This is a genomic window from Clostridium sp. L2-50 (genome assembly GCF_000154245.1).
Taxonomy (GTDB): Bacteria; Bacillota; Clostridia; order Lachnospirales; family Lachnospiraceae; genus Coprococcus.
Window position 1 is genome coordinate 20,265 of record NZ_DS480327.1, and the last position, 21,176, is coordinate 41,440.

General features: G+C 40.2%; 25 protein-coding genes. All 25 read left to right on the top strand.

Going from position 1 to position 21,176, the window contains the following annotated elements:
- The first annotated feature begins 23 nt into the window (after positions 1 to 23).
- The 25 genes from CLOL250_RS11990 to CLOL250_RS12105 all read left to right on the top strand — a co-directional run bounded on the left by CLOL250_RS11990 (position 24) and on the right by CLOL250_RS12105 (position 21,165).
- A complete protein-coding gene (locus CLOL250_RS11990) occupies positions 24 to 476 on the top strand; it encodes a GNAT family N-acetyltransferase (RefSeq protein WP_008402810.1) in 453 nt (150 codons plus the stop codon).
- A 76-nt stretch (positions 477 to 552) separates the two neighbouring features.
- The gene (locus tag CLOL250_RS11995) at positions 553 to 891 is read left to right on the top strand and encodes a hypothetical protein (protein WP_008402811.1); all 339 of its coding nucleotides are present in this window, start codon (positions 553 to 555) and stop codon (positions 889 to 891) included.
- 74 nt (positions 892 to 965) lie between these two features.
- Positions 966 to 1,724, top strand: coding sequence for an EFR1 family ferrodoxin (locus CLOL250_RS12000; protein ID WP_008402812.1), 759 nt, complete (start codon positions 966 to 968; stop codon positions 1,722 to 1,724).
- Positions 1,725 to 1,795: 71 nt separating this feature from the next.
- A complete protein-coding gene (locus CLOL250_RS12005; protein WP_008402813.1) occupies positions 1,796 to 2,416 on the top strand; it encodes an alpha/beta fold hydrolase in 621 nt (206 codons plus the stop codon).
- 80 nt (positions 2,417 to 2,496) lie between these two features.
- On the top strand, positions 2,497 to 2,826 hold the full coding sequence (locus CLOL250_RS12010) for an isochorismatase family protein (protein WP_243863357.1): 330 nt from the start codon (positions 2,497 to 2,499) through the stop codon (positions 2,824 to 2,826).
- 36 nt (positions 2,827 to 2,862) lie between these two features.
- Complete coding sequence (locus CLOL250_RS12015) at positions 2,863 to 3,303, top strand: hypothetical protein (RefSeq protein WP_008402815.1); 441 nt, start codon at positions 2,863 to 2,865, stop codon at positions 3,301 to 3,303.
- Between the two features lie 170 nt (positions 3,304 to 3,473).
- On the top strand, positions 3,474 to 4,103 hold the full coding sequence (locus CLOL250_RS12020; RefSeq protein ID WP_274922289.1) for a CPBP family intramembrane glutamic endopeptidase: 630 nt from the start codon (positions 3,474 to 3,476) through the stop codon (positions 4,101 to 4,103).
- A gap of 205 nt (positions 4,104 to 4,308) precedes the next feature.
- Complete coding sequence (locus CLOL250_RS12025; RefSeq protein WP_008402817.1) at positions 4,309 to 5,259, top strand: alpha/beta hydrolase; 951 nt, start codon at positions 4,309 to 4,311, stop codon at positions 5,257 to 5,259.
- A 117-nt stretch (positions 5,260 to 5,376) separates the two neighbouring features.
- Positions 5,377 to 5,787: a peptide deformylase gene (locus tag CLOL250_RS12030; protein ID WP_044946156.1), complete on the top strand. Its 411-nt coding sequence runs from the start codon at positions 5,377 to 5,379 to the stop codon at positions 5,785 to 5,787.
- 12 nt (positions 5,788 to 5,799) lie between these two features.
- Positions 5,800 to 6,531 (top strand): AlkZ-related protein, encoded by a 732-nt coding sequence (locus tag CLOL250_RS12035; RefSeq protein WP_008402820.1) that lies wholly within the window; start codon positions 5,800 to 5,802, stop codon positions 6,529 to 6,531.
- A gap of 135 nt (positions 6,532 to 6,666) precedes the next feature.
- Entirely contained in the window at positions 6,667 to 7,434 is a 768-nt protein-coding gene (locus CLOL250_RS12040; RefSeq protein ID WP_044946158.1) for a zinc ribbon domain-containing protein, read from the top strand.
- Positions 7,435 to 7,562: 128 nt separating this feature from the next.
- Complete coding sequence (locus tag CLOL250_RS12045; RefSeq protein ID WP_021943723.1) at positions 7,563 to 8,312, top strand: response regulator transcription factor; 750 nt, start codon at positions 7,563 to 7,565, stop codon at positions 8,310 to 8,312.
- Between the two features lie 157 nt (positions 8,313 to 8,469).
- The gene (locus tag CLOL250_RS12050; RefSeq protein WP_008402823.1) at positions 8,470 to 8,817 is read left to right on the top strand and encodes a P-II family nitrogen regulator; all 348 of its coding nucleotides are present in this window, start codon (positions 8,470 to 8,472) and stop codon (positions 8,815 to 8,817) included.
- Between the two features lie 27 nt (positions 8,818 to 8,844).
- Positions 8,845 to 9,981: an ABC transporter ATP-binding protein gene (locus CLOL250_RS12055; protein ID WP_008402824.1), complete on the top strand. Its 1,137-nt coding sequence runs from the start codon at positions 8,845 to 8,847 to the stop codon at positions 9,979 to 9,981.
- Between the two features lie 13 nt (positions 9,982 to 9,994).
- On the top strand, positions 9,995 to 10,861 hold the full coding sequence (locus tag CLOL250_RS12060) for an ABC transporter permease (protein WP_008402825.1): 867 nt from the start codon (positions 9,995 to 9,997) through the stop codon (positions 10,859 to 10,861).
- A gap of 3 nt (positions 10,862 to 10,864) precedes the next feature.
- A complete protein-coding gene (locus tag CLOL250_RS12065; RefSeq protein WP_008402826.1) occupies positions 10,865 to 11,665 on the top strand; it encodes an ABC transporter permease in 801 nt (266 codons plus the stop codon).
- Between the two features lie 74 nt (positions 11,666 to 11,739).
- Positions 11,740 to 12,804 (top strand): ABC transporter substrate-binding protein, encoded by a 1,065-nt coding sequence (locus CLOL250_RS12070; protein WP_008402827.1) that lies wholly within the window; start codon positions 11,740 to 11,742, stop codon positions 12,802 to 12,804.
- Positions 12,805 to 12,856: 52 nt separating this feature from the next.
- A complete protein-coding gene (locus CLOL250_RS12075; RefSeq protein ID WP_008402828.1) occupies positions 12,857 to 14,335 on the top strand; it encodes an aldehyde dehydrogenase family protein in 1,479 nt (492 codons plus the stop codon).
- Between the two features lie 334 nt (positions 14,336 to 14,669).
- A complete protein-coding gene (locus tag CLOL250_RS12080; RefSeq protein ID WP_008402829.1) occupies positions 14,670 to 16,022 on the top strand; it encodes a putrescine aminotransferase in 1,353 nt (450 codons plus the stop codon).
- A 294-nt stretch (positions 16,023 to 16,316) separates the two neighbouring features.
- Positions 16,317 to 16,880: a rhomboid family intramembrane serine protease gene (locus tag CLOL250_RS12085; protein ID WP_117807660.1), complete on the top strand. Its 564-nt coding sequence runs from the start codon at positions 16,317 to 16,319 to the stop codon at positions 16,878 to 16,880.
- 33 nt (positions 16,881 to 16,913) lie between these two features.
- Positions 16,914 to 17,075, top strand: coding sequence for a hypothetical protein (locus tag CLOL250_RS14340; RefSeq protein ID WP_008402831.1), 162 nt, complete (start codon positions 16,914 to 16,916; stop codon positions 17,073 to 17,075).
- Positions 17,076 to 17,091: 16 nt separating this feature from the next.
- Complete coding sequence (locus CLOL250_RS12090) at positions 17,092 to 18,180, top strand: glycerate kinase family protein (protein WP_008402832.1); 1,089 nt, start codon at positions 17,092 to 17,094, stop codon at positions 18,178 to 18,180.
- A 107-nt stretch (positions 18,181 to 18,287) separates the two neighbouring features.
- Complete coding sequence (locus tag CLOL250_RS12095) at positions 18,288 to 18,992, top strand: response regulator transcription factor (RefSeq protein WP_008402833.1); 705 nt, start codon at positions 18,288 to 18,290, stop codon at positions 18,990 to 18,992.
- Complete coding sequence (locus CLOL250_RS12100) at positions 18,970 to 20,526, top strand: sensor histidine kinase (protein ID WP_008402835.1); 1,557 nt, start codon at positions 18,970 to 18,972, stop codon at positions 20,524 to 20,526. Before CLOL250_RS12095 ends, CLOL250_RS12100 begins: the two co-directional genes overlap by 23 nt.
- 222 nt (positions 20,527 to 20,748) lie before the next feature.
- Positions 20,749 to 21,165, top strand: a complete 417-nt coding sequence (locus tag CLOL250_RS12105; protein ID WP_008402836.1) for a cytidine deaminase — start codon at positions 20,749 to 20,751, stop codon at positions 21,163 to 21,165.
- Positions 21,166 to 21,176 lie beyond the last annotated feature (11 nt).

Below are 21,176 nucleotides of genomic sequence, written 5' to 3' on the forward strand. Positions count from 1 at the left end.
GTTTGTATAAGGGGATCGTGAAAATGGATATTAGATATAAAAGACTTACAGAAAAAGAACTGAATACGTTTATTCACATGAGGATAAACCAGCTTAGAGAAGAAGGTGCTAAAGAAAAGATAGATTTGGTTCCTGCATTGAAGGAATATTATACTCGACATATGGCGGACGGAACATTTGTATCTTGGCTTGCCCTTGATGAGGAAAATATTATTGGAACAAGCGGGATGTCATTTGTGGAGAAGCCTCCCTATTTTGGATGCCCAAGTGGAAAGATAGGATTGTTGTCCAGTATGTTTACTGATCCGAAATATAGAAGAAGAGGTATTGCAAAGGAGCTGCTATCCCGCGTTATAGATGACGCCAGGGAATATGGCTGTGGAACAATACAGATTACGGCGTCTGATATGGGAGTTAAATTATATACGGATTTTGGATTTGTACATAATGGTAACTTCATGCAATATAAACTTTAACGGCTATAGTATTTCTGATTGAAAAGGGCAGAAAACAGAGGGATTATTTGATAAATTAAAAAGAGAAAAAAACAATTTGACGATTGGTGCGATCATAGGCAAAGAGTATGAGCAGCAGTATTTTGATGACTATTCCTATTTTTGTGATTTTATCAGTGAAAAATTAACGGAACAACCTATTTTTTCAGAAGTCGAGAAACAAGAAATTAATTTAATAATGGCTTACATAAAAGAATGTGGAACATACGCCCAAAAATTCTACAGCGGAAAAAAATCAGAGAACAATGTGGATATGGAGAAGATTGCATATGTGAATGATAATTTGTACGATAGAATCTGCGATAAAATAGGACGCCTACATAAAGAAAATGGGGAGCCGATGCCATACGAGAAAAATGACGATATTGTGAGATGATTTCAAGAAGAGTGTTGGAGAAAAAGCTTTTATAAAAAGCTTGGCTTTGAGGCAAATACGGAGGTAATGTTATTATGATCTTGTGCTTTTCCGGAACTGGTAATAGTCGTTATATAGCAAAGAAAATTGCAGATGAATTGCAGGACGAGATTGTAGATATGAATGCAAAAATCAAGGCAACAGATTATTCGCCAATGAAAACAGGCAGAAATATAATCGTAGTGGTTCCAACTTATGCGTGGCGTATTCCACAAATTGTATCGGAGTGGCTTTGTAAAACGGAACTGCTTTCTGCAGAACGCATTTGGTTCGTGATGGACTGTGGAGGCGAGATTGGGAATGCAGCGAAATATAATCGGCGCCTTGCGGAGCAAAAACATTTATGGTATATGGGTACAGCTCAGGTTATTATGCCGGAAAATTATATTGTTATGTTTGGTGCACCGAAAGCAGAAGAAGCAAGAAAGATTGTTAGAAATGCGGAACCTACTATTATGGATATAATTGCGCACATTAAGGCAGAGCAGCCGTTCGCTGTACCAAGAAACAATCTTTATGACCGGTTAATGAGTGGTCCGGTAAATCCGATTTTTTATCATTTCTTTGTGAAATCTGATGCATTTCGTACGGATGCTACCTGTGTCGGTTGTGGTCAATGTGTTAAGAACTGTCCATTGAACAACATTACGCTTAAGGACAGAAAGCCTGTATGGGGAAAGCAATGCACTCATTGTATGGCTTGTATTTGTTATTGCCCTACAGAAGCTATTGAGTATGGAAAAAAGAGTGTTGGAAAGCCGCGTTATCATTTCGAACAATTAGAGAGCAGATGATTTATAAATCTCTGTACGGAAATTAGAAATTGATAATTTGAAAAATTTCCAGTTTGAAGGAGCAACGGTATATGAAGTATTTATATTTGCATGGATTAGGACAAAAACCAGACAGTTGGACTAGAGTAATAAAAGAAACGAAAGTGTCGGAAAGTAGTGTCAATTTGAGTTTGGCAGGGATGCTAGAGGGAAAATCTGTTACATATAAGGAATTATATTCAGCATTCTCAGGAGAATGCGACAGGGAGAACGAAGGAATTGTCTTATGCGGGCTTTCTCTAGGTGCTGTTTTGGCGCTTAATTACGCGATAGACCATCCAGATAAAGTAAGGGCGCTCGTATTAATTGCAGCACAATATAAAATGCCAAAAAACTTATTGAAAGTTCAGAATATATTGTTTCATCTTATGCCGAATTCGGCATTCAGTAAAATGGGTTTCAAAAAAGCGGATGTTATCAGCCTGTGCGGGACGATGGCTGAATTGGATTTCAGTGACTCCCTGCATAAGGTGTCTTGCCCAGTATTGCTCATTTGTGGAGAGAAGGACACTGCAAACAAAAAAACTTCAAAAGAACTTTGCCAATATTTGAACAACGCCTGTTTCCATGAACTTGTGAAAACAGGTCATGAAGCAAACATAGAAGCTCCGGAAGAGTTGGCGATCGTGTTGCAGAGATTTTATGATAATTAACATTCCCGGAACATGGTTCGGAGTTTGATATGAAATCATAGGGAATTAAAACTTAGTGAAAAAGTGCAGTAAGTTTTAATTTGAAGAGGCAAATCTGTGGAAAAAGTTATCTTCTGTTTTATTTGTTTCGTGACTATCTTATAGCAAGAAGATATTATATTCAGTCTGCATTATCCGTAAGTGATCCTGATAAGATGGGACTACAGACAAACTTCTGTATAGATGCAACTGTGAAATCTGCTTTTGAAAGAGGTTATAAAGTAATTGTTCCACAAGGGGCAAATTCAACATTTGATAACGATTATATGACTGGAGAAGAAACATATAAATATTACAATGATATGATGTGGCCAAAGAGATTTGCTACATGTGTATCTGTTGATGAAGCAATTAAATTGATGGAAAGTTAAATCGGAATTTTAAGAATTGTCTAGGAGGTATGATTTATGAAAAAAACACATTTAATAATTGTAAATATAATTCTTTTACTGTGGTATTTTCTTTCAATGATAGGATTGAAGATTGGAGACAAATACTTGGTAACAGGTGCATTTGAGGAAGATTGGCTATTTATGCTTATTCCGACAATTACATTCGTTTTAATGTTAGTTACAAAAAATGTTGGAAGGAATATACATTTGATATGGTTGGCAGGGTGGTTTGTCACTCAGTTCTTAAGTCATGAATGGTATACTTTATTTGGAAGAGGATTTATGGGAGAAATGGACAAGAAGATTGCCTATTTTTCAGAATGCATTCAATTAATAAATGTGGATGGAAGATATGTTCCTGATGTATATCATATTGTATTACATATTTTGATAATTATTGCATTTGTTGTGACCTTGCTTTATAGAGAAGAAAAAACATTAGTTGACGAAGTGTGAAAATTCCAGTTTTGGTAACTGGTAAATAGAAATTTGTGAAGGAAGGTACAATGGATAAGAAACGACTAACAAAATATTTGATAATCACATTTCTCATCACCTGGGTTTGCTGGTGGGGAGATGCTCTGCTGGTTAAAGTCACATCTTTAACTGAGTCAAACGTGTTTCCGATGATTATTTTTACAATTGGAGGATTTGGACCGACAATTGCCGCCTGTATCTGCATGGAAGGTGGTTTTACGCGAAAGAATTTAAGGCGGTTCCTGTTTAACAATACAAAAAAGAACTGGCTGACAATTCTTGTTGCAGTTATAGTTGAAACAATAGTATTCTTCATTTGTTCAGATGGACTGCTGTCCTCAATCCCCAGATCGCCGATAGCTGCGGTTGTGGTATTCATCATATTTATACAGACTGCACTCCTGTATGGTGGCAACGAAGAACTTGGCTGGCGAGGTACTATGTTGCCGATTCTGGAGAAGAAAGTTTCTGCACCTTTAGCAACATTGATCGTTGGAATCGTATGGATCATTTGGCATATTCCGCTCTGGTTCATAGAAGGCAATTCACATCAGAGCATGTCATTTATCTGGTTCGCGGTCTTAGGATTGGCGCTCAGCTATTGGTTATCTATGGTTTATGATATCACTAGAGCTGTCATGTTCTGTATGATCCTACACGGATGGACAAACACATTGATGGGAGTGGTAGATATCAATCAAGGTCCGTTATATTATGTGTTACTGGTTGTAATGACAGCAGCCTCAATGTTAATAAGTATCCGGATTCGTAAAAAATAAAGGAACGTTCATTCATAACTTCCAGTTGTACGCCCAGCCGATGGTGTGGCACTGCGGAGTCAGAGAACCAATTATGTTTTACATTGTGAATATTTAAGCTGGTATGCAAAAGGGTAGGAAGCGTTGCAGTCTTTATGTCAATTGGTTATTCCATATTGGGGATAGATGCAGGAATCATCAGGCACTTGATTAAAGGAGATACAGTATGAAAAAGATATTAAGAAATATTCTAAGAGTAATATTGATTGTAATCACGGTTATTGCATTATTCGTGATAATATCATTGGTTCGCCATAAAGTATGCAGTTCAAGAGAAAAGGATTTATTAACTCCGTTAGGTGAACTGGTAGAAGTCAACGGGCACAAGATGAGCGTATATACAGAGGGGGATGGTGATAAAACGCTTGTGTTCATGTCCGGAGGTGGAACCTGCTCGCCAATATTGGATTTTAAGTCTTTGTATTCGCTGCTTAGCAATGATTATAAAATCGTTGTAGTGGAAAAATTCGGTTATGGCTTTAGTGATGTTGTAGACGAAAACAGGGATATCGATACGATGTTAAGCGAAACAAGGATGGCACTTGATAAAGCCGGAATAAAAGGCCCATATGTGCTTTGCCCCCATTCAATGTCCGGACTTGAGGCTTTATACTGGGCACAGAAGTATCCGGAAGAAGTTGAGGCTATTGTTGGTTTGGATATGGCAGTACCAGACTATTATGATGAAATGAACATTAATATTCCTATTATGAAATTAGGGCAGTATGGTGCGGCACTTGGAATCACCAGATGGATACCGAGCCTTGCCGAGAGCGATGCAATCAAAGCCGGAACATTGTCTGAAAAGGAAAAAGAGATTTACAGAGCAGTATTTTATCAAAAAACTGCAACTGTAACGATGATCGATGAAGTAAAAGCTGTAAAACAGAATGCAAATATTGTAAAAGAAAACGGAATTCCGCAGGTGCCGATGTTATTGTTTATTTCTGACGGCTCCGGTGGAACCGGTTTTACAAAAGAAAAGTGGAGAAGTATTCCCGAAAATTATATTTCAGGTTGCGACAATGCAGGTTATATTGAATTAGATTGTCCGCATTATGTCCACGACTACAAATATGATGAGATAAGTAAAGAAATCAGGAAGTTTATTCAGTGAATGGAACAGGTGGTACATATGACTGTGTTGCTTTAATGGCATATTATGTCATTTGCAAATCAGTGACAAATCTTTACGAGATAGAAGAGATAAATGAGAACTTATGGAGGATGGAAAATGGTAAAACCTATTGTAAAAGATATTCTTTTTCTGGGACAGAAATCCGTTCCGGCAACACAGCTTGATATGAATGTGGTAAATGATCTTCGGGATACATTAGCTGCAAATCGTGAGCGTTGTGTCGGAATGGAAGCAAATATGATCGGGTATAAGAAAAATATGATTATTGTAAGTGCCGGACCTGTAGATATGATTATGATCAATCCGGTGATCTGTTCTAAGATCGGACGTTATGAAACAGAAGAAGGTTGTCTGTCATTAGAGGGAAAACGAAAAACAACGCGGTATAAGAAGATAGAGGTAGAGTTTCAGGATGCTGGTTTTGTAAAAAGAAAGATGGCATTTGAGGGATTTGTGGCACAGATTATTCAGCATGAGGTGGATCACTGTAATGGGATAGTGATATAACAGGAGACAAACATGGAAAAAGACTCAGGCAAATGGATCATGTATGGTGTAGACTGGGATGATCCGGAGTGTATTCATACAGTAGATGAGGCAATAGAATATATAAATGAGATTGGCTTCCTACCGCTTTTTAGAAATGATATACCGGGATTTTCGCTGGAAGAACGAACCGTGCCGGAGTACTGGTGGTGTGAGGATGTTGACAGAGATCCATGGATGTGGCGGGCGGTTATCGCAAGAAGACATGACATCGTATATGGCAAGTTTTTTAATAAAAAGGCAGGTTTTATATCGAGAAAATGGCTTCCTGTATTTGCCAATTACAGACGGGATGGATATGATTTTGATGCGCTGTATGAGGATGGAAAAGCCCCGAATAAGCATAAAAAGATCATGGATCATTTTATGGAAGCACATGTAGATACAGAACTGTATTCCAACGAACTGAAGAAAATGGCAGGGTATGGAAAAGACGGCGAAAAGGGATTTGATGGAGCTGTCACCAATCTTATGATGCAGATGTATCTTTGTAATTGCGACTTCAGAAAACGTGTAAATAAAAAAGGACTGGAGTATGGTTGGGATGTGGCGGTTTACTCGTCTCCGGAACATATCTATGGATATGATTATGTAACATCCTGTTACAAGGATGATCCGCAGGAGTCGTGGAATACGATCATCCGACACATGCATGATATTTATCCGATCGCAACAGATGCACAGATAAAAAAGCTTTTGAAATAGAATCAAAGAAATTTATTATATTTAATTAAATTTATCTTATGTGCAGGATAGGAGCACATATGACAGGCAGGAAACAGCAGGTTGCTTTTTATAAAACAGATTCTCCTGTATGATATGAATAAAGGAGGACGAGTCATGGAAACAAAAAATATTATTTTTGAACTTCGTACAAAGAGAGGCATGTCACAGGATGAACTGGCTGAGAAAATAATGGTGACGAGACAGGCTGTATCACGTTGGGAGAATGGAGAGACAATTCCTAACACAGATACTTTAAAGCTTTTATCGAAGGAATTTGATGTATCGATCAATACACTACTGGGAGAGCCTAGAAAACTTATCTGCCAGTGCTGCGGAATGCCGCTTGAGGATGACACAATCATAGGACATAATAGTGATGGTTCATTGAATGAGGACTATTGTAAGTGGTGTTATGCGGATGGAACATATACCTATAGTGATATGGATGAATTGATAGATGTCTGTGTTAAACATATGGTAGACGAAAATGTTACAGAGAATCAGGCGCGTGTTTATATGAAGAAACTTCTTCCAAAATTGGATTACTGGAAAAGATATGAAGAACTGAGTGACAATGGTCAGTTTGATCAATTCAAGAAGGAGCTGATCAGAGAAATTAATGATCTTCATGTAGAAGGTCTGCCTGAGGTAAAAAGACTGAATGCCCTTGTTGGAGAATATGTGAATTTAGAATACAGGCTTCCGAATGGAGAAAAAGTGAAATTCCTGGATGGCCGGAAAACATATTTAGGCAATCAGCTTGAATGTGAATTTGGTGGAGACAGATACTTTGGAGTTCTTGCAGATATGGATTTTATTCTGATTTCAACATATGAAGCTCAGGGCAAAGATCCGGAACTGATAATTTACAAAAAAAGATAATTGCTTGACAAATCATCTTTTTGTGCTATACTTCATGCCAACAGAATAGTAAAAAATAAGTACGCAAGGGTGTGTTACATCGGTTGCGTACTTTTTTGTTTTATGAAATACAAGGGAGGTGGAAACTGGTGAAGACCCTTGAAACAAATGACTGGCTGGTCATGAACAGTATCATATACAAGATTTACACAACCGGTGATTTTGATGCCATGCGGACACAGTTTCTGGAACAGATCAAGACCGTCATAGATTTTGATAGTGCAGATTTTTATCTGGCATCATCAAATGAGAAAGAAAATCTGGAACGTCCGGTATTCCTCAACTGTGATGAAGACTTGTCAGATATTTATGAGAATATGGATTACAGCCGTGGTATTATGTTCAGTGGCAGGAGTATGGTATACCGGGAAACTGATATCATATCTGATGAGAAAAGAGTTCAAACAGAATATTATCAAAGAGTATATAAGCCAAATAACTGGCATTATGCGTTACAAATGATATTTGGACGGAACAAACATTTTCTGGGCGTAGTGACACTATATAGGACGATTGGTAAAGAGGACTTTACATATGAAGATGTATTCCTGATGGATATGCTTAAGGATCATATGGCATACCGGTTGTCACAGGACAGAAACAATCAGATGACCAGTCAGGAGAAACTGACGCTGACACAGGCAGTAAAGACCTATGATCTGACGAAGCGGGAGCAGACCATATTGCAGCTTTTGCTGCAGGGAATGGAGAATACGGAGATCTGTGACCATTTATCCATAACGGTAAATACACTAAAGAAGCATATTTTAAATATTTACCGGAAACTGGGAATTCGAAACCGTGTTCAGATGTTTAAACTGATTAAAGAAAAAGAGTAGTTAGTACTATAAAAGTAGTAGAAAAATGGTAATCCTGTTCTATTGAAGAATTAATTTGAAAGTAGTATATTTTCGTTAACAAGCAAAGGAGCTGTTCAGAGATGAACGGCTCTTTTTTGTTATATTAGTTGTATGTTGCAGATTGGAGGAAGAAAGAATGAAAGAAATCATATTAATAATCAGACCAGAAAAGCTGGAAGTATTAAAAAGCATATTGGATGAGAAGAATTGTGGTGGTATGACGATCTCAACCGTTATGGGATGCGGAACACAGAAAGGAACTGTTGAGGGCGTAAATGAGATTAAAGGCTTTAAAACTACGATCAATCTTCTTCCAAAAGTAAGAGTTGAAGTAGTAGTTGAAGATTCCAAGGTAGAACAGATTATTCTGGATGTCAGAGAAAAGGTAGCTACCGGACATGTCGGAGATGGTAAGATCTTCATTCGAAATATCGAAGAGGCTATACGAATCCGTACCGGTGAACGAGGAGAAAAAGCATTATAGAGAAATTTGAAAAAGAGGTGATATGATTTGGCAAATGTTATAGTTGATATCAAAGACGTAAATAAAATATACGGAACAAATCATGTTGTAAAAGATCTGAATCTACAGGTAGAGGAAGGCGAGTTCCTGACATTGCTTGGATCATCCGGATGCGGCAAGACGACAACGCTTCGTATGATCGCAGGATTTGAAGAACCGACGACAGGCTCCATTCAGGTAGAAGGTGAGCCGATTGAAGATAAAGAGCCATTTGAGAGAAATGTAAACACTGTCTTTCAGAGTTACGCTTTATTTCCACATAAGACCATATATGACAACGTAGCATATGGTCTTAAGATGAAAAAGGTTCCAAAGAAAGAGATCAAAGAACGGGTAGCGGAGATGTTAGAGATGGTTCAGTTATCCGGATTTGAGAAACGGTATCCAAGTCAGTTGTCCGGTGGACAGAAGCAGCGAGTTGCGATTGCAAGAGCGTTGATCAATCGTCCGAAGGTTCTGCTGTTGGATGAGCCGCTTGGTGCATTGGATCTGAAGCTTAGAAAACAGATGCAGCTGGAACTGAAACGGCTGCAGAAGAAATTACATATCACATTTATCTATGTTACACATGATCAGGAAGAAGCGCTTACGATGAGCGACAGGATAGCTATTATGCATGATGGTGTCATGGATCAGATCGGATCACCGACAGACATCTATGAAAGACCGGCAACCAAGTTCGTAGCAACCTTCATCGGAGAGACAAATGTATTTGACGGAACGATCAAATCGATCGCAAACGGAAAAGCGGTTATAGGAATTGAAAATGGAGATGTAACAACCTCCGGCTCCGTGACCGAGACAGAGGAAAAGAACACCGGATTTTCAGTTGGTGAATTTGTAACCGTTTCTGTTCGACCGGAAAAGCTTCATTTTTCGGCGGAACCGGTAGAGGGCTTCAGTGTACCGGCACTGGTCAAGGATTATATCTATGTTGGTTCAGTCGTTAAATGTCTGGCGGTTCTTCCAAATGGAAATGAAGTAAAGATGGAACGTCTGGCAGGCGAAGAACTTCCAAAATCCGGTGACAAAGTATTTATCTGCTGGAATCCGGAGGATGCGGTATTGATCCACAGTCTGGATAACAGCTTCTATCAGAGTATGGAAAATATAACACTGGCATAAGGAGGTGTTTGATATGAATAAAAAGAGATTCAGAGAAAAGACACTTCCGGCAACGATCATGGTAGGGCCGGTGACCTTATGGCTGATCCTGTTGGTAGCGGTTCCACTCATCTATATACTGGTCATGAGTTTTTGCAGTATCGATCAGTATTACAATGTAACATTTCAGTTCACATTCGATAATTACAAACATCTGGCGGACAGTTCTTATATTAAGATCTATGTTCAGTCACTTGTGATCGCATTACTTACAACCGTGATCTGTATCGTGCTTGCATATCCGTTTACCTATATTATTGCAAGGACAAAGAGCAGATCAAAGAATCTGTTATATATGCTGGTTATCATTCCATTCTGGACGAATTCACTGATCCGTATCTATGGATGGAAGACATTCCTTGGTTCATCCGGCTGGTTGAATACCGTGCTTATGAAGCTACATCTGATATCAGAGCCATTGAACCTCTTATATAATCAGGGAACTACCGTATTTGGTATGGTGTACTGCCTGTTCCCATTTATGGTACTTCCGCTTTATACCGCGATCGGCAAGCTGGATCATACTTTACTGGAGGCTTCCTCTGATCTTGGAGCTAAGGGCTGGCGGACTTTCTTTGAAGTGATCCTGCCACTGACAGCCAGCGGAATCTTTTCCGGTTGTATCATGGTATTTATCCCATGTCTTGGATATTTCTTTGTATCGAATATCTTAGGTGGTGGAAATGCAGATGTTATTGGTAACCTGATCGAGCGTCAGTTCAAGAGTGGAAATAACTGGCCGCTTGGTGCAGCCTTATCCATCATATTAATTGTTATCACATTGATCCTCGTCAAACTGTACCAGAAGACAGGCGGCGATATGGATAGTCTGGGGGTGTAAACGATGAGCAGAAAAGCAAAAGTAAGAACAAAGAGTATTCTTTCAAAGATCTTTTGTTCTCTGATTTATATTGTATTGTTTATGCCGATTGCAGTTGTTGTAGTGAATTCTTTTAATGCAACGACATCAAAACCATATCTGACCTGGAAGGGGTTTACATTTGACTGGTATGTGAAATTGTTTGAAAATCAGTCGCTTCTTACATCCTTTGGCAATACGATGATCATAGCATTGGTCACAACTGTACTTTCAACGATTATAGGTACGCTCGGTGCGATCGGAATGTACAAATATAAATTCAAAGGAAAAGGGATCATAGACGGACTTTTATATATCCCGGTCGTTATTCCTGAGATTGTAATGGGTATATCCTTACTTACGGTATTCGCAAAGGTCTCGATCCCAAGAGGTATGCTTACATTGATCATTGCACATATCACCTTCTGTGTGCCATATGTTATCTTCAATGTCAGGGCAAGATTATCCGGCTATGATATTTCGATTGAAGAAGCAAGTATGGATCTGGGAGCTAACCGCATTCGTACATTCTGGGAGATCACACTTCCGGTTTTAAGACCCGGCATTACAGCCGGTGCATTACTGGCATTTACGTTATCGATTGATGACGTTATCATAAGCTACTTTGTAAATGGTAATACGATGACTTATCCGTTACAGGTTATGGCAAGTATTAAGAGTGGAGTAGCACCTGATGTAAATGCATTATCAGCGCTGATCTTAGCAGGCACGATCATCTTTGTTGTCCTGACTCAGGGAAATCTGTTTAAGAAGAAAAAACAGTAGCTGTATAGAATGAAACAGTAAACAATTTATAGAAGTAACCGAACAAGGTTCAAGAGTAGAAGGGAGACATAATTATGAAGAAAAACAGAAAAAGAGCAGTAAGTATTGCATTATCACTTGTTCTTGCAATGACAGCAGTAAATATCACAGGCTGTGGTAAGAAAGCAGACAGTACAAACGGAGAGTTAAACCTGTTCATTTGGACAGAGTATGTACCGGATGAAGTAATTAAGGATTTTGAAAAAGAATATGGAATTAAAGTAAATGTATCAACATTCTCATCCAATGAGGATATGCTTGCAAAGGTAAAATCAGAGGATGAAGGAACTTATGATATCGTACAGCCGAGTGACTATATGGTAGAATCCATGATCGCTCAGGGAATGCTTGAGAAGTTGGATCAGGATGCACTTACCAATCTGTCAAATATTGGTAGTCAGTATCTGGATCCTACATATGATCCGGGCAATGTCTACTCCGTTCCTTATCAGGGTGGTGTGGCAGCGATCGCAGTCAACACCGACAAGGTATCAACAGATATTAAGGGATATGCAGATCTCTTTGATCCTTCATTAAAAGGACAGATCGTAGCACTGGATGACTACAGAGCAGTTATCGGTATGACGGAGAGAAGCATGGGACTCAGCATGAATGAAACAGATACAGCAAAGCTTGCCGAGGTTGAAACGAAGCTTCTGACATTAAAGGATAATATCGCAGTATATGACAGTGACAGTCCAAAGTCATCTCTGATCAGCGGAGATTGTAATATTGGTTACTGCTGGTCTGCTGAAGTAGCGCTTGCTATGGATGAGAACCCTTCGATCAAGATTGTATTTCCTGAAGAGGGCGCATATAAATTCATTGATAACTGGGCAATCGCAAAGGGTGCCAAGAACTATGATAATGCAATGAAATTCATCAACTATATGTGTGATCCGGATGTTGCTACAAAGGTTATGGCGGAATACCCATATCTGAATGCAAATGCAACTGCAGTGGAGGCAAATGAAGATTACAAGAATAATGAAGCAAAGAATGTACCGGCTGAGGTATTTGAAAAAGGTGAATTTGTTGGAAATCTTGATACAGATACATTGACTGTTTACAACGATATGTGGAACAAATTAAAGCAGTAATACAAAACGGCAAAAGGCAGACAAAGAAAGTTGATCAGGAGGAGTAAGATATATGGAACCAAAAAAGATGTATATTGATGGTGAGTGGGTAACAGGAAGTATGGAAAAGCCGTTTGATGTTATCAATCCGGCAACCGGAGAAGTGATCGCACAGGTCTATGAAAGCAGTGTAGAAGATACCAAACGTGCGATCGCTGCGGCAAAGAAATCATTTTACCAGACAAGAGAGTGGCGTGATATGGATTCCCAGACCAGAAGTGATATGATTCTAAAGATCGCAGATCTGATCGACAAATATGCCGATGAACTGGCAATGCTGGATACTCTGGATAATGGTAAGCCTCTTCGTGAAGCAGAAGGAGATATCAGTGATGGTATTCATTGCTTCCGTTATTACGCAGGCCTTTGCAAGACTCCGCATGGTGGTGTATATGAGGTAAATGATGGATTTGGTAAGATGCATTCATATGAGACCAGAGAGCCGGTCGGTGTCTGTGCGCAGATCACTCCATGGAATTATCCGTTTCTGATGTCTGTCTGGAAACTGGCTCCTGCACTTGCAGCAGGAAACAGTATCGTGTTTAAACCAAGTCCAAAGGCTCCGCTTTCAACAATCCGGTTATTCGAGATCTTTGAAGAAGCAGGACTTCCGAAGGGCTGCGTCAATCTGTTACAGGGTGATGCTGAGATCGGAACGGAAATGGGCGAGAATACCGATGTTGATATGATCACATTTACTGGAAGTACCAGAGTCGGTCAGAGTCTGATGAAAGCAGCCGCTACAAATGTGAAGAAGATCGGACTGGAGCTTGGTGGTAAATCACCAAATGTCATTTTCGCAGATGCAGATCTGGATGGCGCTGTAGAGTGGGCAATGATCGGTATTTTCTTCAATCAGGGCGAGGTATGTTCCGCAGGATCCAGAATCATCATAGAAGAAAGCATCCATGATGAGTTTGTTGCCAGATTAAAGAAAAAGGCGGAAGCCATGACGATCGGCAATCCGGTGAACAATCCGGATATCGGACCAGTCATTACGGAAAAGGATATGGAGAAAGTTCTGTCTTACATAAAGAGTGGTATCGAGGAAGGCGCAACACTTGTAACAGGTGGTGAGCGCTATACAGAAGGAGAATGTGCAAAGGGCTACTTTGTACGTCCAACGATCTTTGATAATTGTACTTCGGATATGAAGATTGTCCGTGAGGAGATCTTTGGTCCCGTTGTCAGCATCCAGACCTTTAAGACAGAGGAAGAAGCGATTGCGATGGCAAATGATACTGTATATGGTCTTGCCGGAGCTGTATTTACTTCCGATATAACCAGAGCACATCGTGTGATCAGTGAGCTTCGCGCAGGTATCACATGGATCAACTGCTACAACCCAACCTTCAATGAAGCACCTTGGGGCGGCTATAAGATGAGCGGTATTGGCAGAGAGCTTGGCGTTCATGGTATCGAGGAATATCAGGAGGTTAAGCAGATCAATATCAATCTGAACCCGGGTATTGTAGGCTGGTATGAACACTAGATAAAACAGACCGTTCACTTTCTGAAAAATGAAGGTGGGCGGTTTTTTAATGCGTTTCAAATACCGAATGATTTGGCGAATAACAGAAATAGGGTAGAAAATGATACTTCGATAGAGGTATGACGATGAAATTACAAGTCAGTTATATGAGCTAAATATACTTATATTTAATTATATATAATAGATAAATGGTAGATAAATGGTATAAATTAGTAATTGAAAAAGAGCATGAGATACGATAATATACAGACATAGAAGCAAAGGAGCTTGTGGACAGGTCACAGGCTCCTTTTTTTCAGTTTAAAGATGAATATATTTTAAGGAGGATTTTAATATGAGTTATGAACAGGTAAGTAAGGATTTGGAAAAGGTAATTGGTTATATCCATTCAGATGAATTAACAGACGATGAAAAGAAATTAATGACAGAACAGACATTAGATTATTTTGATAATTATGTAAGCCCGGGCTGGTTAAAATACAGAAAGTCAGTATCTACCAACTCAGCAGTGCTTGAGTGGAAAGATCATGACGGTGTATGTGATGGCTTATATGGTGAAGAATTCATTGACTGTCTTGGTGGTTTCGGTATTTATACATGTGGTCATAGAAATCCGGAGATCCTTGATACCGTAAAGGCACAGCTTGATCATCAGGCGCTTCATTCACAGGAGCTGTTGGATCCGCTTCGTGGATATCTTGCAAAGGCAGTTGCAGATATCACACCGGGTGATCTTCAGTATTGTTTCTTTACAAATGGTGGTGCAGAGGCAGTCGAAATGGCATTGAAGCTTGCCAGAATCGCAACAGGCGGAAGATGGTATATCTCAACCGTTGGTGCATTCCATGGTAAATCAATGGGTGCAATCTCAATGGGTGGTAAGAATACATACAGAGTTCCATATACACCTATGGTACAGCAGGTACAGCATGTAGAATATGGTAATGCAGAGGATGCAAGAAAGGCAATCCGTAACCTGATCGCTGTTGGTGAAAAGGTTGCAGCCATGATCGTTGAACCAATTCAGGGCGAGGCTGGTGTTATCGTTCCACCGGAAGGATATCTGACAGAGTTAAGACAGATCTGTGATGAGTATGGTGTAGCGTTGATCTTTGATGAGATCCAGACAGGTATGGGTCGTACCGGTACAATGTGGAGATGCGAAGCAGAAGGCGTAACACCGGATATCATGACATTCGGTAAAGCATTTGGTGGTGGTATTATGCCAATCACAGGTATTATCTGTAAGCCATCCATGTGGGTACAGCAGTTGATCGACAACCCATGGTTACTTGGTTCTCCTACATTTGGTGGTAACCCTGTATGTTGTTCGGCAGCGATCGCAACGATCAAATACATGATTGATAATGATATTCCAGGACAGTGTGCAAGCAAAGGTAAGATCTTAAAGGCAGGACTTGAAAGTCTGAAGGCAAAATATCCTGAGATCATCGATGATGTCAGAGGCGTAGGTCTGATGCTTGCTGTTGAGTTTGTTACATCTGATATCGGTTACAGCATCGCAAAGGGCTTGTTCTCAAGAGGTGTTATGACAGCCGGAACACTTGTAAACTCCAAGTGTATCCGTTTCGAGCCGACAGCGGTTATTACAGAGGAACAGATCGCAGCCGTTATCGAGCGTATGGATGCGGCACTTGCTGATACGAAGAAAGAATATAATCTGTAAATTCATCGGTATATCATGATGGAAAATCATCTGACCATAGTATAGGCAATGATTTTTCGGATGAATAGAATGTGCAAAGTACATATAAGACTACCGTTTATTCGGATACAGATTTGATCGTCAGTTGAAACTGCTATGATCAGACTGCCGGATGGACGGTAGTTTTGTTTTATAGAAATATTTATCCTGTAAAGCAATTTTGTTCTGGGGTAAAAGAGTCGAAGCGGCTCTTTGTATTTATACATAAATAGGGTATAATAAAGCTATTCATTCTATATGGGGAGGTATATACAGATGAGAAAATTAAAGATCACATTTAACGCACCGGTGACGCTGGGCTTTGTATTTATTTGTTTTGTTGTAACGCTGCTTGGGGTACTGACCGGTGGCGGAAGTACCCGGTTATTATTTATGACATATCATTCATCGCTTACAAATCCACTCACATATCTGCGATTCTTTACACATGTATTCGGGCATGCAGGATGGAGTCATTTTATCGGAAATGCCTCCTATCTGTTATTGCTTGGACCGATGTTAGAAGAAAAATATGGTTCGAAAGAAATGTTGGAAGTGATCGGTGTAACAGCACTTGCGACCGGTATTGTGAATTACATCTTTTTCTGGAATGTAGCACTTTGTGGAGCGAGTGGTGTCGTATTTGCATTTATCGTGCTGGCGTCCTTTACCGGATTCCGAGCAGGCGAAATTCCGTTATCCTTTATTCTGGTTGCGATCATCTTTATCGGACAGCAGGTATATGAAGGTATCGCAGTACAGGACAATATCTCGAATATGGCACATATCGTTGGCGGTATTGTGGGTGCAGTTGTCGGATATAATCTGAACCGAAAATAAACGGTGTGATATTTGCAAGGGAGGACTTCTCAAATGAATCGAACATGTGAAATACATGACACCATATTGCAGGATGATCTGAAATTGAGAGAAAGACCGCTTAAGGTTCTGGCGGCTGTTGATTCTTTTAAGGGCAGTATGACATCTGTTCAGGCAGGCATGGCGGTTAAAAAAAGGTCTGGAGAAAAATTATAAGAATTGTGAGATCGAAGTGGTTCCGGTTGCAGATGGCGGAGAGGGAACCATGGATGCGATCGCCTATGGAAAATCGAACATGAAACGTCATACAGTTAATGTAACAGGACCGCTTGGACAGGTCGTAAAGGCTTCTTATATCAGTTATGATGAAGCAGGAGAAAAAGTAGCATTGATCGAGATGGCAGAGGCAGCAGGACTTCCGCTTGTACCGGAGTCAGCCAGAAATCCGATGCATACAACTACATATGGAGTAGGCGAGATGATAAAGGATGCCATGCTGCATGGATGCCGGAGCTTTATTATAGGGATTGGCGGAAGCGCAACAAATGATGCCGGGATCGGAATGCTTCAGGCACTTGGATGCCATTTTCTTGACGAACATGGAAACGAAGTTTGCTATGGAGCAGAAGGACTTTCAAAAGTATGCGAGATTCACACAGAGGATATGTTACCGGAGCTTTCAGCATGTTCATTTCAGATTGCCTGTGACGTTACAAATCCGCTGGTTGGCGAGAATGGATGCAGCTATATCTTTGCACCGCAAAAGGGAGCAGATGCTCAGATGGTAGAGAACATGGAGAAATCCATGGTGCGTTATGCAGATCTGGTGGAACAGCAGAACTGGTCAGGCTGTAAGCAGGATAAAGTGCAAATGAATACAGACCCGGAGAAATGTCAGATGGACAGCATAATAAATCGTATGACACCGGGAGCAGGTGCAGCAGGCGGTCTTGGATATGCATTTCTAATGTTCCTGCATGCAAGATTACGACCGGGAATTGATATAGTATTTGATGAGATCCATTTAAAAGAAAGAATAAAAAATGTCGCTCTGGTTATTACCGGAGAGGGCAGGATGGATGCACAGACGTTAATGGGAAAAACTCCGGCAGGCGTAGCAAAACTTGCAAAAGCACAGAAGAAAAAAGTGGTTGCATTTGCTGGCTGCTTCGGGGAAGGCATCGAACAATGTATGGAGAGCGGCTTGTTTGATGCGTGTTATTCCATAACCGACGGACTGTCCGAAGAGGAACGAGGGAGAGCCATGCAGACAGAATGTGCCATGCAGAATATGGAACGAGCTGTGAGAGAGAAACTATAGCAAATAAGAAAGCCTGAATAGAGCAGTAAACTCTATTTGGGCTTTTTATGTAAGAACATTTAAAAGTCATATCACACTGTTAATATAGGCGTAAGGAGGTAAGAAATATGACATATCAGATACTGATGATTGAAGATGATGAACAGATCTGCGAAGTGGTGAAAGATTACTTTACCAGAGAAAGTGAAAATGAGATCGTGGTACGGACGGCACAGAACGGACAGGACGGGCTGGATTTATTTGAGACGGAACGGGTGGATCTTGTATTGTTAGACATCATGCTTCCGGGAATGGACGGCTTTGCGATCTGCCGGGAGATGCGCAGGACGAGCATGGTTCCGATCCTGTTTTTAACAGCCAGAAGTTCCGAACGGGATATCCTGCTTGGATATGATCTCGGCTGTGACGATTATATCATCAAACCATTTTCCCTTGTGACCTTATATGCGAAATGCAAGGCACTGATCAGACGATCAAAGGATATCAGCAGAACCGGAGAACTGGTCTGCGGCAGGATACATATGAAGCCGTCGGAGTACAGGGTTCTTGTGGATTCTCAGGAAATTGAACTTGCGCCGAAAGAGTTTGCATTGTTACGGATGCTGCTCGAGAACAAAAACAAAACTGTGGCAAGGGAACGACTGCTGATCGGGGTATGGGGCTATGATTATGATGGCAGTGATCGTTGCGTGGATAATCACATTCGAAAGATCCGAAAACATCTTGGAAGTGCAGGAAAGCAGATTAAAACAGTGATAGGAAATGGATATCAGATACGGGGTGATGACGATGAAAAAGAACAAAAACAATAAAAAAAGAAATGCCATATTGTCGGAGCGGCAGAAAAGAAAAAGACAAAAGGTAAGAAGAAAATGGATATGGATTTCATCTGGCATTATAGCAGTCAGCATAATGTTGTATCTGCTGGTGATCGGTTATTACAGAAATCAGGTCAATCTGGAATTAAAAGAATATTTTCAGGTGTCAACAAATAGTGTCAGTGCAAGTTTGGCTGAATGTCAGGAAGATATTGCAGGTATGACAGATATAGAGGAAGCCCGTAATAGAATACAGGAGATCTTTGCGGAGGAAAATACACCATATTTTTTGACAGCAGTTTACAGGCGGCATTTGGAAAGCTCAGATGCAGTAGACAATATAGAAGAAAAAGACGATGTAAATGTTGCAGATGAAAATCAAGAAACAGAAACTACGAAGCATACAGACGAAAATGATACAGAAAAATTAGAACAACAGGTACAGGATATAGAGGATGATATGGAGCAGATGCAGTCCGAAGTACAGATGTATTCACCGATTATGCCTTCTTTCCGGCAGGTGGTTCAAAATGCTGATGCAGGGGAATTTGCATGGAGTCTTCATGGCAGAGTAGATGATGCCAATCAGTATAGTAAGACGAGCAGGTATTTGTTGGATAAGATGGAGACCCTCGGAACATATCCGGAAGATACAACAGAGAGTATAAGTGGTTATCTGGGTGAAAACTATTATTTTAAAAGTCAATATATCGTTTTTGACAATGATATATACTATATCGTATCCGCTATGTATGCAGATCCATTTGGCTGGCATACAGAAGGCATCTGGTTATTTTATGGAGGGCTTGCAGTTGTATTTCTCATTATAATTGCAACGATCCTGACTGCGTTTATATCCTGTAGACGGACATTTTCACAGATGGAAGATGCAGAGAGAAAAGAAACGGTTATTACAGCACTTGCACATGATGTAAAAAGTCCATTGATGGCAATTTCCGGGTATGCAGAGAATCTGAAACAGTTAAACCAGACAGGAGAGTGCCGGCATTACATAGATGTTATTTTGGAAAATACATCTTACATGAATGAACTTTTATGTCAGTTAAGCGAGTATATCAAGCTTGGTAAAATGGAAGCGTTACAGACAGAGTCTGTAAGCATCGAACAGATATGGGAGCCGTTACAGGAACGGTATCAGAATCTTCTGGATGAAAAAGGTCTGGAGGTAAGAATGTCAGGAAACTGTACGGTAAAAGGTGATCCGCTGATGCTTTCCCATATGTTAGAGAATCTGTTTGTAAATGCAATTAAGTATTCACTGAAAGGAAGTGTGATCCGGCTGGTATTAAAGGAAGATCATCTGATCCTTAGCAATCCGATGGAACAGTCGATTGCAACCGATCCGGAGGAGTTATGGAAGCCATTTGTAAAGGGAGACGAAACAAGAACCGGCAGAAGCGGAAGCGGAATCGGATTGAGCATCGTGCAGGAAATCATGCAGATATTCGGCTACCACGGAAGTTTAAAAACAGAAGACGGTGAATTTGAAGTAACAATTTATTTTTAAATAGAGAGTAGAAATTTTAAATAGTAGATTGACAGTGGTCTTACTATTATGTAACAAGCCTATCTGAATGTCTTGTGTAATAATAGGTAAGACCACTGTCAATCTGTTGTGTATAGTTTGTGTTCAAATACGCCAGAATCGCATTGCAAACACATGGAAAATAGGCTATATTTATGGGTGGTACTGTTAGTTTTATGTAACAGGAAGTAAGAGGAAATTTGTATGAATGAAAACGAGATTTCAGAAATGATCGAGCTTGCGATGCAGGCAAGAACAAAGGCATATGCACCATATTCGAATTTTCAGGTGGGAGCCTGTATAAAGATGGAGAATGGAAGTTATTATACAGGATGCAATATAGAAAATGCTTCCTATGGGGCAACAAACTGTGCGGAACGGACGGCTGTTTTTAAGGCAGTCAGTGAAGGATGCAGGAAACTGTCTGCGATCGTGATCGTTGGCGGACTAAAGAACGGAGAATGTGACTATACTTATCCATGTGGGATATGCAGACAGGTCATTGCCGAATTTGCCGAACAAGACTGCGTGATCGTTGTAGCAAAGAACAAACAGGAATATCGGATGTATTCGGTAGAAGAGCTGCTTCCGGAGACATTCCATTTGAATAAAGAAGAATAAAGGAGACATCA

Excerpts from the sequence above, each read along its gene's own strand:
- CLOL250_RS11990 (WP_008402810.1), top strand. The coding sequence starts at position 24 with ATGGATATTAGATATAAAAGACTTACAGAAAAAGAACTGAATACGTTT.
- CLOL250_RS12000 (WP_008402812.1), top strand. The coding sequence starts at position 966 with ATGATCTTGTGCTTTTCCGGAACTGGTAATAGTCGTTATATAGCAAAG.
- CLOL250_RS12005 (WP_008402813.1), top strand. The coding sequence starts at position 1,796 with ATGAAGTATTTATATTTGCATGGATTAGGACAAAAACCAGACAGTTGG.
- CLOL250_RS12015 (WP_008402815.1), top strand. The coding sequence starts at position 2,863 with ATGAAAAAAACACATTTAATAATTGTAAATATAATTCTTTTACTGTGG.
- CLOL250_RS12020 (WP_274922289.1), top strand. The coding sequence starts at position 3,474 with ATGATTATTTTTACAATTGGAGGATTTGGACCGACAATTGCCGCCTGT.
- CLOL250_RS12025 (WP_008402817.1), top strand. The coding sequence starts at position 4,309 with ATGAAAAAGATATTAAGAAATATTCTAAGAGTAATATTGATTGTAATC.
- CLOL250_RS12030 (WP_044946156.1), top strand. The coding sequence starts at position 5,377 with ATGGTAAAACCTATTGTAAAAGATATTCTTTTTCTGGGACAGAAATCC.
- CLOL250_RS12035 (WP_008402820.1), top strand. The coding sequence starts at position 5,800 with ATGGAAAAAGACTCAGGCAAATGGATCATGTATGGTGTAGACTGGGAT.
- CLOL250_RS12040 (WP_044946158.1), top strand. The coding sequence starts at position 6,667 with ATGGAAACAAAAAATATTATTTTTGAACTTCGTACAAAGAGAGGCATG.
- CLOL250_RS12050 (WP_008402823.1), top strand. The coding sequence starts at position 8,470 with ATGAAAGAAATCATATTAATAATCAGACCAGAAAAGCTGGAAGTATTA.
- CLOL250_RS12060 (WP_008402825.1), top strand. The coding sequence starts at position 9,995 with ATGAATAAAAAGAGATTCAGAGAAAAGACACTTCCGGCAACGATCATG.
- CLOL250_RS12065 (WP_008402826.1), top strand. The coding sequence starts at position 10,865 with ATGAGCAGAAAAGCAAAAGTAAGAACAAAGAGTATTCTTTCAAAGATC.
- CLOL250_RS12070 (WP_008402827.1), top strand. The coding sequence starts at position 11,740 with ATGAAGAAAAACAGAAAAAGAGCAGTAAGTATTGCATTATCACTTGTT.
- CLOL250_RS12075 (WP_008402828.1), top strand. The coding sequence starts at position 12,857 with ATGGAACCAAAAAAGATGTATATTGATGGTGAGTGGGTAACAGGAAGT.
- CLOL250_RS12080 (WP_008402829.1), top strand. The coding sequence starts at position 14,670 with ATGAGTTATGAACAGGTAAGTAAGGATTTGGAAAAGGTAATTGGTTAT.
- CLOL250_RS12085 (WP_117807660.1), top strand. The coding sequence starts at position 16,317 with ATGAGAAAATTAAAGATCACATTTAACGCACCGGTGACGCTGGGCTTT.
- CLOL250_RS14340 (WP_008402831.1), top strand. The coding sequence starts at position 16,914 with ATGAATCGAACATGTGAAATACATGACACCATATTGCAGGATGATCTG.
- CLOL250_RS12095 (WP_008402833.1), top strand. The coding sequence starts at position 18,288 with ATGACATATCAGATACTGATGATTGAAGATGATGAACAGATCTGCGAA.
- CLOL250_RS12100 (WP_008402835.1), top strand. The coding sequence starts at position 18,970 with ATGAAAAAGAACAAAAACAATAAAAAAAGAAATGCCATATTGTCGGAG.
- CLOL250_RS12105 (WP_008402836.1), top strand. The coding sequence starts at position 20,749 with ATGAATGAAAACGAGATTTCAGAAATGATCGAGCTTGCGATGCAGGCA.